The sequence below is a fragment of the Cecembia calidifontis genome (genome assembly GCF_004216715.1).
GTDB lineage: Bacteria > Bacteroidota > Bacteroidia > Cytophagales > Cyclobacteriaceae > Cecembia_A > Cecembia_A calidifontis.
Genome location: NZ_SGXG01000001.1, coordinates 3,087,094 through 3,104,173, shown reverse-complemented (window position 1 = coordinate 3,104,173; position 17,080 = coordinate 3,087,094). Strand labels below are relative to the sequence as shown.

12 protein-coding genes are annotated in these 17,080 nt (G+C 41.0%); 2 read left to right on the top strand and 10 right to left on the bottom strand.

Annotation, left to right across the window (positions count from 1 at the left end):
* Nucleotides 1-382: 382 nt before the first annotated feature.
* Complete coding sequence (locus BC751_RS13390; protein ID WP_130275980.1) at nt 383-1,858, bottom strand: M20/M25/M40 family metallo-hydrolase; 1,476 nt, start codon at nt 1,856-1,858, stop codon at nt 383-385.
* A 156-nt stretch (nt 1,859-2,014) separates the two neighbouring features.
* Here BC751_RS13390 and BC751_RS13385 point away from each other — a divergent pair, with 156 nt between their 5' ends.
* Both BC751_RS13385 and BC751_RS13380 read left to right on the top strand, forming a co-directional pair.
* A complete protein-coding gene (locus BC751_RS13385; protein WP_130273777.1) occupies nt 2,015-3,241 on the top strand; it encodes an IS4 family transposase in 1,227 nt (408 codons plus the stop codon).
* A 193-nt stretch (nt 3,242-3,434) separates the two neighbouring features.
* Nucleotides 3,435-4,706, top strand: coding sequence for a hypothetical protein (locus BC751_RS13380; protein ID WP_130275979.1), 1,272 nt, complete (start codon nt 3,435-3,437; stop codon nt 4,704-4,706).
* Nucleotides 4,707-5,051: 345 nt separating this feature from the next.
* On the opposite strand, the gene BC751_RS13375 is transcribed toward BC751_RS13380, so the two are convergent.
* The 9 genes from BC751_RS13375 to BC751_RS13335 form a co-directional block, all read right to left on the bottom strand.
* The gene (locus BC751_RS13375) at nt 5,052-8,246 is read right to left on the bottom strand and encodes a DEAD/DEAH box helicase family protein (protein ID WP_130275978.1); all 3,195 of its coding nucleotides are present in this window, start codon (nt 8,244-8,246) and stop codon (nt 5,052-5,054) included.
* Nucleotides 8,247-9,104, bottom strand: a complete 858-nt coding sequence (locus tag BC751_RS13370) for a hypothetical protein (protein ID WP_130275977.1) — start codon at nt 9,102-9,104, stop codon at nt 8,247-8,249.
* Nucleotides 9,079-10,065: a type IV toxin-antitoxin system AbiEi family antitoxin gene (locus tag BC751_RS13365; RefSeq protein WP_130275976.1), complete on the bottom strand. Its 987-nt coding sequence runs from the start codon at nt 10,063-10,065 to the stop codon at nt 9,079-9,081. The genes BC751_RS13370 and BC751_RS13365 overlap by 26 nt, the downstream gene beginning before the upstream one ends.
* A gap of 118 nt (nt 10,066-10,183) precedes the next feature.
* Entirely contained in the window at nt 10,184-13,330 is a 3,147-nt protein-coding gene (locus tag BC751_RS13360) for a site-specific DNA-methyltransferase (protein WP_130275975.1), read from the bottom strand.
* Between the two features lie 196 nt (nt 13,331-13,526).
* Complete coding sequence (locus BC751_RS13355; RefSeq protein WP_130275974.1) at nt 13,527-15,002, bottom strand: UvrD-helicase domain-containing protein; 1,476 nt, start codon at nt 15,000-15,002, stop codon at nt 13,527-13,529.
* Entirely contained in the window at nt 14,972-15,418 is a 447-nt protein-coding gene (locus BC751_RS13350; RefSeq protein WP_242617474.1) for an SPL family radical SAM protein, read from the bottom strand. The genes BC751_RS13355 and BC751_RS13350 overlap by 31 nt, the downstream gene beginning before the upstream one ends.
* Nucleotides 15,419-15,534: 116 nt before the next feature.
* Nucleotides 15,535-15,981 carry a hypothetical protein gene (locus BC751_RS13345; RefSeq protein WP_130275973.1) on the bottom strand — a complete coding sequence of 149 codons (447 nt, stop codon included), beginning with the start codon at nt 15,979-15,981 and terminating at the stop codon, nt 15,535-15,537.
* Nucleotides 15,971-16,510 (bottom strand): helix-turn-helix domain-containing protein, encoded by a 540-nt coding sequence (locus BC751_RS13340; protein WP_130275972.1) that lies wholly within the window; start codon nt 16,508-16,510, stop codon nt 15,971-15,973. The genes BC751_RS13345 and BC751_RS13340 overlap by 11 nt, the downstream gene beginning before the upstream one ends.
* A gap of 12 nt (nt 16,511-16,522) precedes the next feature.
* Entirely contained in the window at nt 16,523-17,077 is a 555-nt protein-coding gene (locus tag BC751_RS13335; protein WP_130275971.1) for a hypothetical protein, read from the bottom strand.
* Nucleotides 17,078-17,080 lie beyond the last annotated feature (3 nt).

Below are 17,080 nucleotides of genomic sequence, written 5' to 3'. Positions count from 1 at the left end.
AAGCCTGCGCTAATCCAGTTTTCTATGATGCCTTTGATCTGAACTGCCGTTTTGAGATACCTCACAAGCATCAAACTCAAAGAATTTGTGAAAATCCGTGTAATTCCTGCCCTAGGCAGGCGGGTGTGGACAGCCATTTGCGGATTGAAAATCCGCTTTATCGCTTCACGAAATTACAAATTTCGGGAAGCTCAGCAAGTCCATCATTTTTTAAATTTCTCCTTCCTCGAAATGACAAGGACAACTCTTTTCCAGTAGCTAACCGTCCCTTTAATCCTTGTCTCTTGTCTCTAATTTCACCCCTTAATAAAATCCTTAAAAACCTCAACTCTTTAATGTTTCAATACTTTAGAAATCCCCCCTTCAAAACCCAACTTTTCTCTTAAAATTCATAAGCAATCCCCACCCTAAAATTCCTGTTATAAATTTCCGTATCCCCAGGAAGCTTAAATGGCTGCGTCACCGCTGAACGCCATTCCGTAGTCACCGTAATCTTGGAAACCTGGAAACCAAGCTGGAAACTTATTCCCCATTCCTGATCAGGAAATTCGACCAAGGGGCCCAAGACTTCCTGTGCACCTTCCGACAAACGCTGCCTTACATGCTGTCTAAAGTAAGGACCTACTCCACTGAACAGCCTAAACAAACCATCTTCTGCGTAAAAAGAATTCGCCCGGATCAAAGCGGGCACGGTGATGGAATGCCTTCTGAACCTCTCCCCTTCCACCAAACTCCCGTTCAGGTCATAAAGTGTGCTTACTGCCAACTCAAAAGTGCGGCTTATCCTCCATCTGCTATACAATCCCGCCTCTATGGCCCCTAAACCAAATTCACGGTAAGAGGAAGTCTCATTGATGTTTCGTGAGCTCCCGATGCCAAACTGTGCTCCAAATTTTAGCGGTTTGCCATACACGGCCACGGTGGCATTGAAATTTCTGGCCGGTTCCAGGGTTTCCGCATTGGCCATTTCCATGGTCAATCCTGCCAAAAACTTTGTGATCTTGGCCATACCATCATAATCCAACAAATCTGCTTTATCCTCGGGTTTATGGTAAGGGGATTTCAGTCCAGTATGAACATGCACAGCAGGAATTCCCCTGCTGCCAAAAGGCCAGGTATCGGTATGCCTTTCTATTTCAAAACCCCTCTTTACCGGAATGGCCTGCCTTCCTTGAGCCAAAGCCAATAATTCATCTGCATCGGCCAAGGTATTCCATCCTTTCAATTCCAATTCCTTGACCGTTGACAACATCCCGATCATATCCAGGCTGAACATAGCCTTGATGGCCTCATTCGGAAAGGTTTTTTCTGCATTGACAAAATATTCTGCCCCTATCAGGCCACTTTCCTCTGCATCAAACGCAATGAAGACCAAACTGCGTTTGGGTTGCACCTCCGCTTGCAGGATAAGCCTTGCTGTTTCCAATAGCCCGGCCACACCGGAGGCATTGTCATCCCCTCCGGGATAAATCTTTTTGCTCCCATCTTGATACCAGTCATAACCCAAATGATCAAAATGTGCCCCTATAAGGATATATTCATTTTTCAGTACCGGATCCTTTCCGGGAATTATTCCCACTACATTTCTGCCTTGAAGATTCACCAGGCCCACCTTGAAATAAAAGTCATGGAAGTAAGAGTCCTCCTGAAAAGGCTGCAGACCCATTTTCTGCATTTCATTTTCTATGTATTGGATGGTTCGGAGCCTGCCCTCCGTACCCAGTCCCCTGCCCTCCAGGGAGTCAGAAGCTAGTACATTTACATGCCTTTCCAGCCTTTGCTGAAGGCTTTCCTGGGCGAAAAGAGGAATGAGGACGGTAAAAAGAATGAGTAGGGTAAGTGTAAAATTTTTGGTCATAAGTGAATAAATTTTATAAATAATAATTACTGTCGTCCGAGAACTGATACAAGATAAAAAATAAAATCCTAGAATAGTACAAAAATCAAAGATGGGCAGCTCTTTTGGAACTTACCCATCTTTTTTATATTGTTGTTTCGACCAAGAACCAACAATATGTCTCAAGTTAAGCATAAATTTTTGTCTGGGCATCCTATCATCGCCCAACTTCTTTCTCTTATTCCCAAAGAGCTATTCAATCAGGTCGTTGAGGAAGAAAACTCGGATAGGTACTACAAGAAACTTAAAACAAGTGATCACTTTATCTGTATTTTTTATGCCGTGTTGACCAGAAACAGCAGTCTAAGAGAGGTATGCAAAAACATCGGCCTGATCATTACCAAGCTTATTCCTTTTGGAATGAAGCAGCTGCCTGCAAGGAGTACTCTTTCTGATGCAAACCGTAAGCGCAGTTATCGTGTTTTTGAGCAACTGTACAAAGGGCTGTATTCATACTATAGGGCATCTTTGGTAGGAAATTGGCTTGATATCGGTGGAGAGGTCGACCCCAGCCGTGTTGAGGTTTTTGATTCCTCAACGGTCACGCTGTTCAAGGAAATCCTCAAAGGGGCCGGACGCAATCCCCTGAACGGAAAGAAAAAAGGAGGTGCCAAGATTTTTGCTAAAATGAATCTGGCAGAAGGCGTTCCCAATTTTATATGTATCCGTTCTGCGGCCACAAATGAAAATATGTTTTTAAAAGTGATGGATCTGCCTGAGCATGGGATAGCTGTTTTCGACAAGGGATATAACCGCTATTCCTGCTTTGAAAAATGGGACAGTTCAAACAGATATTTTGTGACCAGAAAAAAAGACAATGCAAGATATGAAGTGGTCAGTGAGTTTGACTGTACGCATGCTATTGATATCATCAAGGACCAGATTATCTCACTGAGCTACAGGGAGAAGGGAGTTTCTCGGACAGTTGAGGCCAGACTGGTGGTTTATGCTGACCCTGAAAGCGGTGAAACGCTGGAATTTATCACCAATCTTAAGGGATTGGATGCATTGACCATAGCTCTTCTGTATAAGAACAGGTGGGTTATCGAAGTGCTTTTCAAGCAGATAAAGCAGAATTTTGAGCTCAGAAATTTTTTGTCGGACAGCGAGAACGGGATCAAAATCCAGATTTGGATGGCATTAATACTCAACCTGCTGTTTACAGTTCTACATAAGCGGATAAAAGAGGCTGAAGACTTCTCGACCATGGTCATGGTAGCAGCAAAAAATCTTTGCTCCTACGTCAGTCTTGAAAAGTTCTTACTTTTTCCTGAAGCTTACTTTAAAAGTATATTTCAAAAAGACCTTCAAAATATGCAAACCCAATTATTCCTCTCAGGATAGGGGGTACTTTTTGAAATCAAAAAAAAAGTCCTCTAACATCATTCTAGAGGACTTTATTCTAATTTTCGTAATTTAGTCGGACGACAGTAAATAATAATGAAAAACGAATGAGCATTTTAAATGTTGGATAACCTTTGATTTCCAATTCAAGAATTTAGATATTGACGGACTATTTACTGAAAAATATTTTCCCATGAGCAAAAAAAACAAAAAACTTCAGCCAACAAAATTTTCTCCAAAGGCCTACCTAAAAGAAAGAGGTAGAAAATTGCCTTTGTACAAATGCTGGATCAATGAAGAGTGGAAAGAAGAGGGGATGGCGCACATTTTTATAAGCAGGAAGCATAGTAATGGGAACATTACATTCGGGACCTATCTGATCGATTTATTGGAAAAAGGCCTCAAAGATTCATTTGCCAGGGTCAATGAACCTGAGCATTTGCTGGAAGAAATTATTAGAGATCACGAATTCGAATTTATAGAGGTGGATTATCATTTGGTTCACAACATTATTTACGGAGGATTGGAATTTGCCGATGAAATGAGGCAAAAAAGGGATAAAGAATTTATATGGACACAGTATGTCCTTGAAGAAGATACGGATGATATCCCATGGATAGATATTCCTTTTGGCTATGATGATGAGGTGAAAGAGGAAATCAATTTAGCCCATCAGAGTGGCCAAACAGTACTGAGCATGGTTGACTTGGTGTATGACTTGACTTTTGGGATGCAACCAAAGGATCCCGATTTTTATGAAAAAAGATTGGATGCTAAAGAGGAGGTGAAATATAAAGCGTTTAATGAAGATGAAGCCGAAGCCTATATGAGAGACATGGAAATTTTCCTACCGTACCTTGAAGAATATGAAAAGATCATACATGAGGAATCATTTGATCCTGCAAAACTCGATTCCTTTCAAGAAAAAGTAGAAACTGCTTTACTATTCGGCAAGCGTCTCCCCCAACTTTATGACCTGCTTTCTAACATTTTTATCCAAAAGGAAGATGAGGTCAATACCTTGAGGATTGTACAAAATCAATTGAAAGCTTATCCCTATCATCCAACTTCAACATTCTTTGCGATGTTGAAGTTAATTGAACTAGGTAAAATCGATGAAGTAGAAACCCTTTTGGGAGCTGCATTGGACGTGAAAGATCTTCCATTTGCAAAAGATGGGCTATCCGTTTTCGAGGTTTGCCTATTTTATACAGTGCGCTGCAAAATCTTCATGGCCAGAAATGATTTTGATAAAGCCGAAGTCTATTATGATTTTGTGCGGGACTTTCAAATGGAAGACCGGCACCTTATCACCGATCTGCATTTGAATGTTTTGATGGAATTTGGGGAATACAAAAGAAATTTATTAGAAGAACATTACCAAAAGCCATTTATAGACATTTTGGAAGAGGAAGAAGAAGTTGTCAAGTATTTTGAGAAAATGGCTAAGGAGATAGGGATATAAACCAACTGGTCCAACTCTTTATACCTTCCCGGGTCTATGACAAAAACTGTGTAAGTTGGTTTCACTACTTACGAAGTTAAAGTTATACCTCTCGATGTCTCTGCTGTAGGGATATAATGGCACAAATCTTTCAATCTTCAGATCATCCAAGGGTTCGGTATGCCAAAATGGAACCAAGTCACAGGGGAATGTTCTCTTCATAAATATTTACAGCCTCATGGTTCAATTGTCTCCTGTAGCAACAAACCTTTCTTAGCATTGGCCTGCACCTACCTTGTTTTTTTGCTCTCTGGAAAAATCTATCCAACCCAATGATGTTGTTAAAAAATCAGGCTCCATAAATTATCAGGTTATTTTTTCCATCAGCATTCTGATATAATCATCTCTCTGCTCTTCCATGAAAAAGACATGGTGTTTATTAAAATCCTGAATACGCTCACCACCAGACCAATGACGCACTTCAGCATGTCTGGTGGGGGAAACAATAAAGCTGTTCAATGTCACTTCAGGATCTGAAAGCTTCACCTTAGCTTCAATCTTATCCTTGGTAGTCTTATGGAATTTGATCTTTGGATGGTCTAACCCTCCAATGTTGCGTAGCCCTTTTGGATCAATAAATGAAATGAACTGATGGTTTTTCTCTACCAACCAAAGTATAAAATCAGGATAAAAACCATTGGCCTCAAAGAAACCTATTCCTTTCCTGCTGGAATTTCTGAGCAGATACAATTGCTTTCCTTCAAAAATCTCAGGATGCTTTTCATAAAAGTGTTTGAGGTCTTTCACGAACTGATATTCTCCTTTGTTCAAGGCTACAGGACTGATCCTGACAAGATCCCTGTATTTTTTTGAATCAATGTACACCAAAGGCTTGTACAAATGCCTTACAAAATCCACAAATGAAAAGTCCGGAACCACTTCCTGCTCCCCGAAAGCAGCTGCACTTTTCAGTAGCTGATTGATCTTGGTTATCTTTTCGATAATATCTTCCCTTGATTGCTCAATTTCCACTTTATAGGCTTCCAAAAAGTTGGGGTGATCCGGCGTCAGTTCCATTGTTTCCATGTGTTCACTTAGGTATCCGGATTTGACCATGTTATAAAAACGGTCCACGTAGCCCTTAAGCAGCGCAATGATGATTTCCTGCCACTCCTGTACTTTCCTGAAAGTATTGGGTTCAAGTTCACCGGAAGGTATCACCAACTCGTACCAATCCTTCTGCTGAATGATTTTCTTCAATTCTTCCAAAGAGATATTCAGGTTATACCAGGAACGCTCGTTCTTGAATTGCTGTATTCTAAAAAAAACAGTATTCCAATCCACAAAAGCCAAATGCTTTTCATCGAGTTTCTGGGATTCTATGGTAGGCAATGCATAACTGATCGCCCTGCCTCCTGTCATCATCTGGACTTTGGGATACCATTCCAATCTAACTCTATTGTTCCCTACATTAGAATCATAGGCCAAATCAACCACGACATCTTTCTTGAAATCTGTATCCCCATGAACTTGTAATACTTTCAGCTTGATGGTTCCAAGGTTGGTTTCAATCATAGTAGGGACTTCGACAGTGACAAAATTGCTGTCATTGGCCGGCAGGCCCTCTTCCTCAAGAAACTCCTTGAACTGCTGCATATAGTCGGCCCTGATACCAAATATCTGCAAGGTCTCCAAGGGCTTGATCTCTTTGGGGATTTTGGTCTCAGGCCTTTGGTCTTGGTCCAATCTATCGGAGCGCTTCAAACTCATCTGATAACCTTTCAACCTTACCCCCCTTCCAAACAGCTGGATAATCTGGGAACCTTCACTTCTTCCGATATTCATCAGACCCATGGTACTTACCCGCCAACTGCTCCAACCTTCGGTAAATTTCTTGGAACCTATCAGTACATTGATGTCGGAATTTTTGGAATTGATGGAGTGGAACAAGGAAGATGTAAAGTCTTTGCTCTCTCCGGGAATTTTGTTGTCCTGACAAAGCTTAAACAGCTTGGCATCATCTCCTACGTTGATTACCCCAAAGTATTTTTCCCCGACACGAAGCCCCAACTCCCCATCCTGTCCTTTGAGCTGGTCCACATAAATATTGGCGCCTACAGTTTCTGTCTGGAAGACTTTCCCCAGTATATCAAGATAAATGGCTTCAGCCTGCTGTCCGGTTTTGATCAGGTAGTTAAACCTACCGGCAAAAACATCCCTGTTTTTATCGTCTTTGATCCCATCCCTGCCCGAAAGAAATTCCTGAATATGCTGCCGGGAGATAAGTGGGTCTTTGATAAAATCATTGTAAAAATGGATGATATCCAAAACGTCGGAAGTCTCTTTTTTTTCAACTGTCCTGACTGCATTGACACTTCCTCCCACAAAAACCCAGAGCGGCTTCTGCAACTGAAACTGAATGGCCCAGTGCGGATTTTCTTCAAAAATCAGCATTTGCTGATAAAAAGAAAGCAATGCGCCGGTCAGGTATTTCCGGGTAAATTCCCATTTGGAATTATCGGGTACGTTCAGAATGTTGTAGTCTTTGCCATAACCATCTGAATAAAAATACTTGTAACTGTAATCCATCAGGATGGTCTTGGAGTATTCCTGTGTCAGACTCAGTTTTTTTGGTCCGCTTGCAGCAGATACAGCCTGTCCAAAAGTAGCTGAATACTCAAAAGCAAAACCGGTTCTTGATAGATAATCTCTCCTTTCCTTCCATTGATCACCGGCCACTCCTCTATGCCCTTCATCTATCAGGACAAGGTTATTGGTCTCAAAAGCTTCAATAGCTACCGTCTTGTCACCACTTTCTTCAGCCAGCTTGCTGATCTCCAGTATCTCCACTTTCGAACCTGAGAATAATCCCCCTGCTCTTTTGGTGAATATCTCTGCTTCAATCCCTGATTCTTCAAATTCCCGCAAATGCTGCTGGCTTAAGCCTTCATTTGGAGTGACCAAGAGAACCTTGTTGATCTGCTTCTTTTCACCATAAAGCTTCAGATAATGTTGGTATTGGAGAATATTGACGTGCATCAATAAGGTCTTGCCAGAACCCGTTGCATTCCAAAAAGCCAGCTTATTCAGTTCCTGTAAAGTAAATGCTTCCACGACAAAGCCCGATTCAATGGGAACAGAAGTATCCAGTGGGTTATTGTACTTGTCCACAAACTCATTCAACTCTTCCAGAAGGCCAAACTTGTTGCTGAAATATTTTTCAAGGTAAAGCTCTACAAAGAGCAATCCGAGGTACTGGAAATACTTCCACTTGATGGGAGCATCCCTGTGCTCGGAAATCCGCAAGGTGTGGCTGACAATATTCTGATCCCAGGCTACCAATTGGGTTTTGCTGACTCCCGGAAAAGTAAACTGCCTGCTGAGCAGATAATGGTGGTAATGGGTAGTATTATCCGCATCCAGCCCTTCATAAACAGATCTTTTGAATTCGGCATCCGCTAAGGATTCCAGATCTATAACCCCAAATTGACTGAGCACCCACCTGTTCAGTACAAGGGCTTTGCTGAGTTTTACTATGGTATTTTTATTTCTTTTAGCCATTTAAATTCTTTCTTTTATTCCGGTCAAAAATGATTGTAGAAGAGAAAGAGTGTAATCTAATGATTGATCCAATTTTACAGCCCAGTCTTTCGCAATCGCCGATTTGTAATTATCGTCGATGTTTTTCTTGAGTACTTGTAAAATTCGTTCTCTCAACTGATCTGATTGTTGCAGATACTTTGCAGCTTCTCTTCCCAATACTCTTGATGCGACTATTCGCTGACTATTTTCCCCGTCATCTGTTAAAATTTCCAGTAGGTCAGTATGGTTGTCAATTATAAATTCACTCATCATCCAGTAATAATTTTTGATGATCAAGAGGATATCCCCAAGGTCATTTTCTCTTTTTTCAGGACGGTCTGACCAGGCTACCAATTTTAAAAGAATCATTCCGTGAAGTGAAGGGATGTTCGCTATCTTTTCCTCAATATATACCGTCGTTAAATCTTCTTGTGATAAAACCACATGCATTCCCAAAACATGGAAATCAATGTTTCTCTCGTTGAAGTTTACGGTGTTATTTTCTTCAATTTCACCAAATGGCAGGATATCAATAGCAATGTCAAAACCTTTATGATAAAAGGTCCAAGGATCAGTGACGTTTACAAAACCTTTTTCTTTTAAGTCATCAATTAAGCCTTGATAATCTGCATAGGAGCTGACCATAATGGCAAAATCAATGTCTTTGGTACCTCTTGATGGTCTAATGTTGTCCTTTAACAGCTCCAAAGAGATCGCAGTTGCTCCGAGTAGGTAATAGGGGATGTCTCTTGACTTGAAGGTCTCATCCAGCAGGTCAAATACTTCTTTGAAGTAGGGGATTCCCAATCCCTTATAGCTCTGTGAGGTAGTTTTCATGGATTAATTTTGCCGTATCAAGGCTTCTTTTATCCCCATTGATGATCAGATCTGCATAGACCAAAAGAGGTGGAGCACATCCTTCTTTTTCATTTCCTATTTCCCAGAAGGTCTCATAAACCTCGATTTCACCATTGGGATCAGGCATTAGTCTTGTGCCTTTTATAAAATCATTTTTTTTCAAATCTGTAAATAAGATAAATCTTTCAGGTCTTAGGTAATTGGTCAGCAAATCCGCTCCAGGCTCCCCTCCCCATCTGGTTTTTTCAGTTGGCAGATAGACTTCTTTCCAGTCCCTATCTTTTGGCAACCTATATTTCCCTTGAAATAAAGTGGCTTTGAGGCTGGTTCTATATCCATTGATCCACTGTCCTATTGCCTCTTCCTTATTGGTCCATTGATAACCAAACTTGTTTTTATTCACCAACAATCCTGCTGCCTTGAGACCTTTGAGTACCAAGGGTATATTTCCCAAAGCAACCCCTGCCTGTTCGGCCAGCTCTCGCTGATTGGTATTCAAATTCTTACCATCTACCAACAATTGAAAAAACACCCGTAAACCTGTTTTGGTAAAAGCTCGATTGGTCTCCTCACGCTGTTCTTTGATGGGAGGAAACTTATCAATTAAGATCAATTTCCCATTTTTACGGATAAAGGCGTTGCCGTTCGCTTCCAGATAATTGATTCCCATCTCCTGAAGTAGTTGACGGTATTTGGGGTAGATCCTGTACGCGACCAAGAGAAAATTCGGATACGCCCTGTTCAAATCCTGGATAGTTCGCAAGATATTCTCCCTAACTTCCTGCTTTACTTCCGCATCGAAGTGGATTTCTCCCTCCGGGAACCGTAAAGTGATATAGGCATCCAGTTCCCTTTGTGCATGCGGCTCCCATTTTCCTTCACTTTGTAGCAAAGGAATTACGTTTTGGAAGGTATGTTCAATTATTTTCTCGGTGTTCATGTTCACAAATATAACATGTTCACGTTACGTGAACAAATAAAATAAATGAACAAAATATTCAGCGTAAACTTTTCCAAAGTTCGAAACTTTGGAAAAGTTCGTTCTTGGATTAGCTATGCTACTCCTCAAACATCCTCCTGTGAAACTCCTCCTCAATCAGCATCACTTTCCACTGTTCATCATCGGTTCGGATATTTTCGAGGTTATTGTCTCCATTGACATAGATGCGCTTGAACTCTGAATCGCGGGTATTGATATCGAGCTTGCGGAAGAAGGTATTCAGGGCGGCATTATCGGTCTTGTCCACATCTCTCCAGATCACAAGGATTTTCTCCCCTGCCAGGTTATGCCCCTGTACGACCACACAGTCACGGATGATCTCCATGCTCTGTACCACGAGACCGATCAGGTAATTGAAGGTCTCCACCAGATCCACTTCCTGTTCCTTCAGCTCGTTGTTCTCGGTTACTTTGAGGGTATAGCCAAAGGGTCGCTTGAACTGCTCCAGGTTCAGCAAACTTTCACGGGACTCTGTCTCCAGCATATAGTGCAAGAGGTACTCCTCCCCAAAATGCGAACTGCCCAAAAGGCTCTGCTGTCCCGAGCTGCGCTTCAGCTCCAGGTTGTTCAGCGTGTCTTCGTAACTTTCCAAGCGGAGGTATTTGAAACAATGCGAACTGCCCTTTCTGCTGACAGGCTTCCCATCTTTCCAATCTTCCGAATAGATGACTTTTTGTATTCTGGGTTTGGTAACGGTATTAAAGTATTCACCCATTTCCACGAGGATGTATTTACGAGAACCACCATCTTCTCTATTCAAATTAATTACTGCATGACCAGTAGTTCCAGAACCAGAAAAATAATCTAAAAACTTCCCATCATTGCCATTACTTAAGACTCTAATCGAATCTTCAACGGCATGAATTGATTTTGGATATGAAAAGCTATTTAGCTCTCCAAAAATATTCTTCAATAGGTTTGTACCATAAGCTGTGGCTGAATATTTTTTATCTTCCCACCAAGTTAAAGGTAGAATGCCTTGATCATTTATTCTGGCCTTCAAGTAAATTGCTTTACGACCATTTCTATCATTTCTTATTGAAAACTCATCAGGATTTGCAATAAATCTTTCAAGACTCCACTTCCATCTTCTCTCTTGGCCATTATCATCTATGGGATATAAAATTCTTGTTTTTTGATCCTCAGTTAAGCTTTCAATAATTTCCCAAAAATTCCCTTTTTCTTTCCATTCGATTTTTGGTATTCTAAAAGAATCTTCTTCTAATAAGATAGGATAAAACATTTTAGGTGATTCTGTTCTTGTTCCTCCATGTTTCCTAAAATTCACCCATTCATAATTACCTTTTGCGTCTAATTCGCTATACCTATCAAGTTGCTTTTGATTTCTTTGTAACCTGCCAATTTGTGCTTTATCTGAATTACCATATATAATCGCATATTCATGCGCAATTGAAACACCATTTAAAGTTGATCTTCCAGACGGATTATTGCGAATTGAAATCACTCCCAAGAAATTATTTTCATCAAAGGCTTGTCCCAATAATGTTTTAACAAAATTAAACTCAACGTCGTCTATAGTTAAACAAAATATACCATGACCTTTTAAAAATACCTTTGAAAGACTTATTCTTGAGTCAATTAATGAAAGCCAAGAGGAGTGTTTATATGAATTTTTGTATAAGATTTCAGAAGCACTTGTATTATATGGAGGATCAATGTAAATACCGTCGATTTGCTGGGAGCTCTTGTTTTCAAGAAACCTCAACGCCTGAAAATTCTCAGAATTGATCATCAAGCCATCACATTGCCCATCAATATCCGAGATACTTGCCAAAAGCTTGTATTTCCATTCCTTGCCAAAAAACTGGGTATCGAGGACCAAAAAGGGATTGGCCTTCAGGAATTCCAAACCTTTGCTCTCCGCACCGGAAAGCAGCTTTCCATCTTGATCAAATACTTCTGTATAGGCAATGGTATCTGCCGTGAACATATCCCCGCCCTTTTCCTTCTTGATATCGGAAATGGCAAAGAGCTTATCCCATTCCCGGATCTGTGCCTGATTCTTTAGCATATCGGGATATAGCTCCTCCGGCACTCTGTCCAAGGTAATGCAGTAATCTGACTGTATGACCAGCTTCTTTTTCAGCCAGAGCTTTTTCTGGAAATCCTCCAGCTGGGCCATCAGTGCGATCAGCTTTCTGGCGATGGTCTTCAGGGCCTTGACGATGCGCAGCTGCCGCTCGAAGCTTTGGGGTACATCCAGGTTGATATCGTCGATCTCCAGTACTTCGTTTTTGATATAGAAATCCAGTTCCCTGTTCAGGAAGCCTCCCAGATCCTTATGGATAAAATAATCAAAAGTATTCTTGGCCATATAATCCTGCAAGTGCTTGTCCAGCAGGGTACGCTCTTTGTTTTTCTCTGTTGGTTTGGGTTGTAATAATCCCGGACGGAAATTGGCAGGAACCAGTCCTTTGATGGTCTTGGCAGCTGCCTGTCGCAGATCATCCTGCTTGACTTTCTTATCCTCGGGCTCGTAGGTAAACCATATCTTCAGGTGCTTCGCTTCCATAGCCTGGGATGCTGACAGCATTTCTCCTGCCTCATTTTCGAAGCTGAAAATATCCTCTTCTACCAGTTTGAACCGGCGTTCCTTCCCCTGCTGGGTTTTGTTATTGTTCTGATCCGTGCTGGCATCCCGGAGCACAAAACTCACCTTCAGTCCATCAGGAAGGTTGAAAGAATAGTTTTTGAAATTTTCCCCGGTCTTGATGTAGTATTGGTCATGGTTGGCCCAGTAGAGCTTGACTTCTTCTCCTTCGTAAGGAATGGCATACACGTCTTTCTTGTACCTGCGCTGGGAGATAAAGTCACCTTGATGGTAATACCTTCTGAAAAAATTGGTGAGATGTGAAAATACCTCATTGACCAGGGCCTCAGGACTTCCGGCAGATTGGTACTGTGCTTTGAGCTCGTTGACCTTGTCATTTTCATCAGGATTGATTCCTGCAGATTTAAGCGTCTTTATCAGATTATCCAATTCTTCTCTTTGAGAAGATGTATCTTGCGAAGTTGATTGAGCAAGTGCTTCTTTGACATCTTCAAGCAATTTTTTATCCAGAAAAGCATTGATTTCGTCCCGCTTTTGGTTCATGATGCGGTAGATCCCAAAGTCTAGGTCTGCCTGATCCAGTTGGAAAATTTCTGCTAAGGTTTCTTTGAGTTTCTTATACTGCTCGGTCATAGGTATATGCTGTCTTTCTTTGACTGATCTCCTCCAGGGATCCCGATTAAAAATCAATCCCTGACAATAAGCTGATGGAAATCAATAGAATCTAAAATACTGTAATTGATTAGATGGTATCAGAAGGCAAAATATAAAAAAAGGGGGATAAATCCCCCTCCATTTATCTAATTAGTTCCAATAGGTTTTTCACATGTTAGTCTTCGTCTTCTACTGTCTCAACGGCATACAGCTCGCAGAAGGAATCGAACTTGTTTTCGGTTTCACTGTCCCAAAGAATGAGTCTTTCTCTGTTCAGCATCCCCAGGATTTTTCTATACACCAATTGGGTATTATCCGTGATGGCTATGATCAAGATACTTGAGGTTCTGGTCATGATCGTATAAGCAAACTCAAAGACCTCTTTTTCAAATTCGAGCGGGATGCGGGTGGACCATACCACACATTCTTTTTCAAGGCCTTTGAGCTTAAGGATACTGTCTGTTTCACAGCGGATATTAAGACCGTAGATTTCCCTTTGAAGCTCTTTATCTCTTTCCAGAATGGTAATTTTATGCAAATCATAAATCTTGTAGTAATCAAAAATCTGTTTGATTTTGGGTGCTACCTGTTGATAATCTTGACCATACACCACAATGGGCCTTGCACCCGGAGGAGAGCCTTTGTATGGGGTAATATGGGTAGCCCCTTCATCGTTACCGAACTTCTGAACCAAAGATGCTGATATTTCCCTGATGGCTTCACTGATCCTGACAGGTAATCGGTAACTTCCATCCAGTCTATGGAATTGTCTCCTGCTCATCCGTTCATCCCTTGGAATCCTTGCAGTTGTTCCAAGATGAACTGACTGTGCAAGGTCTCCTGCTATGGTAATGTTATTGGGATTCTTGACCAGGTTGAAGAAAATTTCAAAATCCGCCTCTGTACAGTCTTGGAACTCATCTATAAGTATATAATCGTATTTTTTGGTCACCTGTCCATTTTTTAAGCTTGCATACAGATACTGTTTCTTCAGGATAAAGCTTTCAATTTTTTCATGATGCATTTTCTTGGCATAGGCTTCCAGGCATTCCCAGACCAACAGTCTCCTGTCACTGTTTTTTTGGAGGGAAGGATTGTTACCTCTTCCGGTACGCTTGACATTGAGGTACTTCTGCTTGCTACCTGAAATCCCCACCTGCAGGCCATAAATCACCCTATGATATTCTTCGAAAATAAATTCAGGGTTGAGAATATTGTCATGCCTGTCATTATAAATCCCGTTGCGGTTTTTTACTTCCTTAATGATGTCAGAAAGGATAATTTCATGTTTTTTCCAGTCATATTTGCCGGATGCTTTGATACCCGCTATTCTCCTGGGAAGGGAGTCGAAGTGAAGCAGGCGGATATTTGTCTTGGTAGAACCTGAGAAAACAAAATGAGATGAAGCAAGAACCAGATCCGGCACATCATCATCATATTTGAATTCATACCTTTCAGGATTTAAAATATTCCCTATCCACTCGGCAAGCTTCCTGAGAAGACTCTTGTTAAAGGTAGTCACCAAGATTTCTAAATTAGTTGAATAATCTCCCTTTTCTACGATATTTTTTATCTTTTCGGTAATGACTATGCTTTTTCCACAACCTGCCGGCCCAACTATTACAGTAGCCTGACTTTGTTGGAAGGACAAATCGGTTCGAAAGCTTTACGAACAGCTTCTGAATCTGTGGTGACCGTCATGTTTACCTGAACCACCTCAAATTGCTTTAGCAAATCAATGTCACGGATAACCAGTTGACTTCTTGTCTGAATCACCAATCTGGGCTTATGGTAACGAAGAAGCTCTTTAAGGATACTTCGGGTCAGCTCAAGCTCTCTCTCAATAGGCTGATAAGGATCTGTAACACTGCTGATGTAAATGGTTTTATCGATCAGAGGCTTTTTCCTCCATTTCAACAGAAGCTGAAGTGCATTTTCTTTTACCTTTAGCCAATTGCCCCAATTGTCTTTTTCTTCAGTGGATCTGGCAAAAAAAGCAGCGTAACAATAATTACAACCAAAGGAACACCCCGAATAGGGATTGAGGGTATAATCGTAAGCCCCCATGAAACCTTTGGCTTCCGTCAGGATACTGGCTGATTGTACGTATTAGATTTCCGTATTGCCAAGTTTATTCTTTCGCTCCTGCGGATTTGGTTGAGTATTTCCAAAAAGATCAAGTGTCATTTCTCTTCAGCAGCTTCAAATTCCAGAACCACATCTTCTTTGATCAACCTGTCCACGTTGATGGTGGGCAGCAAGAAATTATTGAATTCGGTATTTTCGGTTTTTGCATGAAGGACTCCCCTGGCTGTACCTACTGTAATCATGGCTATATGGCAGGCAAAACCTCTTTCTACCACAATGGCTGTTTTGTTCTCATTCAGGAAACGATTCCAGGCGTCTTGATCGATCTCAAAATGACAACCGACTTCAAGAACAAGAAAAGCGGCTTTCTTCTGTAAGAATTTGATTTTAAGAAAGACACCGATCATTCTTTCCTCAATACTGTACCTGAATCCAAGGCCCAGTTCTAAATTTACATCCCTCTTTGGCTGAAAATTTTCCTCCAAAATAGCGAACTGCTCCGTAGAGATTCTTTTTAATAAAAAATTTACTTTAGTTTCCATAGCTATACTCAGATAAAGCCTCTGCAACCATCATATAATCACTTTCCACCGTACCCACTTCGTATGCTTTGATGTATTTAGGCTGAACTTTTGATTGGACACTTGTATTAGCCAACTTTTCTATCTTTTTGATAGGCTTCAGCTTCACCTTTAATGTTATGGTTTTTTCAACTGGCTGATTCTGTTTTTTCTTTTCGGGTAAAGTAGGAGTTTCTTCTATTGCTGAAGATGTCTTGATTTCTATCAGACTGATTGAAAGAACTTTTTCCAGCTTCCCAATGGTATCCAAGGTAAGGTTTTCCTGTCCCTTAAGGAGTTTATTGACATACTGCGCACTCACGCCAAGTTTCTCAGCCAATTCCACCTGAGTCATTTTCCGGGATTTGATGGCTGCCAAAACCTCAACGGCTATATCAAAAGACCTGTCCAACCAATGTCTGTTTTCTTTCCTCCATTGGGCTTTTTTCAGCCAGCTTTCATCCTTTTTGGCATTGCTGAAAAGTTGCTGAGCTTTGTTTTCGTTTGTCATTGTCTTGGGTTATTATTTGGAAGTAAAAAAGTCGTCTATATCTATTTCTGCCTCTTCGAGATATTTTTTGGTGATATCCAGTTTTTCAAGCTCTTGTTCCGTGTGCGGCCTGCCCTGCATTTTCTTGGTAAGTTTTATGGTTCCACCGCTGACCACAAACTTATTCAAGGCCACTCTTATAGCATAAATCCTTATCCAACTATTTTTTGATAGTCCATAGGCTTTATCTCTTTCCAGTCCTTGGTAGTTGATTTCATTTTCTGATAAAGGCTCAAATAAGGTTGATAGTGTTTCAGACCGATTTTCAAGTCCGGTTTCCGCAAGTTCAAGTATTTTATCTTCCAGTTCCTGTGCTTCTTTCCTTGTCCTTTTCAATGCTTCCTGTATGGTAATTTTGCCATAGTATCCATCTTCCAGATCACTCTGATTTGCTTCAAAGAACTCCCATAGTTCGTTGGGATCATTGAAAAAATCAAAGACCCTTTCAAACTCATGAGTCTCGTAAGCATCATATTGGACAGAAGCCAGGGCACCATTTACAATTGCAAAGATATCAATAATTTTCATGAA

Excerpts from the sequence above, each read along its gene's own strand:
- BC751_RS13390 (WP_130275980.1), bottom strand. The coding sequence starts at position 1,858 with ATGACCAAAAATTTTACACTTACCCTACTCATTCTTTTTACCGTCCTC.
- BC751_RS13385 (WP_130273777.1), top strand. The coding sequence starts at position 2,015 with ATGTCTCAAGTTAAGCATAAATTTTTGTCTGGGCATCCTATCATCGCC.
- BC751_RS13380 (WP_130275979.1), top strand. The coding sequence starts at position 3,435 with ATGAGCAAAAAAAACAAAAAACTTCAGCCAACAAAATTTTCTCCAAAG.
- BC751_RS13375 (WP_130275978.1), bottom strand. The coding sequence starts at position 8,246 with ATGGCTAAAAGAAATAAAAATACCATAGTAAAACTCAGCAAAGCCCTT.
- BC751_RS13370 (WP_130275977.1), bottom strand. The coding sequence starts at position 9,104 with ATGAAAACTACCTCACAGAGCTATAAGGGATTGGGAATCCCCTACTTC.
- BC751_RS13365 (WP_130275976.1), bottom strand. The coding sequence starts at position 10,065 with ATGAACACCGAGAAAATAATTGAACATACCTTCCAAAACGTAATTCCT.
- BC751_RS13360 (WP_130275975.1), bottom strand. The coding sequence starts at position 13,330 with ATGACCGAGCAGTATAAGAAACTCAAAGAAACCTTAGCAGAAATTTTC.
- BC751_RS13350 (WP_242617474.1), bottom strand. The coding sequence starts at position 15,418 with ATGGGGGCTTACGATTATACCCTCAATCCCTATTCGGGGTGTTCCTTT.
- BC751_RS13345 (WP_130275973.1), bottom strand. The coding sequence starts at position 15,981 with ATGGAAACTAAAGTAAATTTTTTATTAAAAAGAATCTCTACGGAGCAG.
- BC751_RS13340 (WP_130275972.1), bottom strand. The coding sequence starts at position 16,510 with ATGACAAACGAAAACAAAGCTCAGCAACTTTTCAGCAATGCCAAAAAG.
- BC751_RS13335 (WP_130275971.1), bottom strand. The coding sequence starts at position 17,077 with ATGAAAATTATTGATATCTTTGCAATTGTAAATGGTGCCCTGGCTTCT.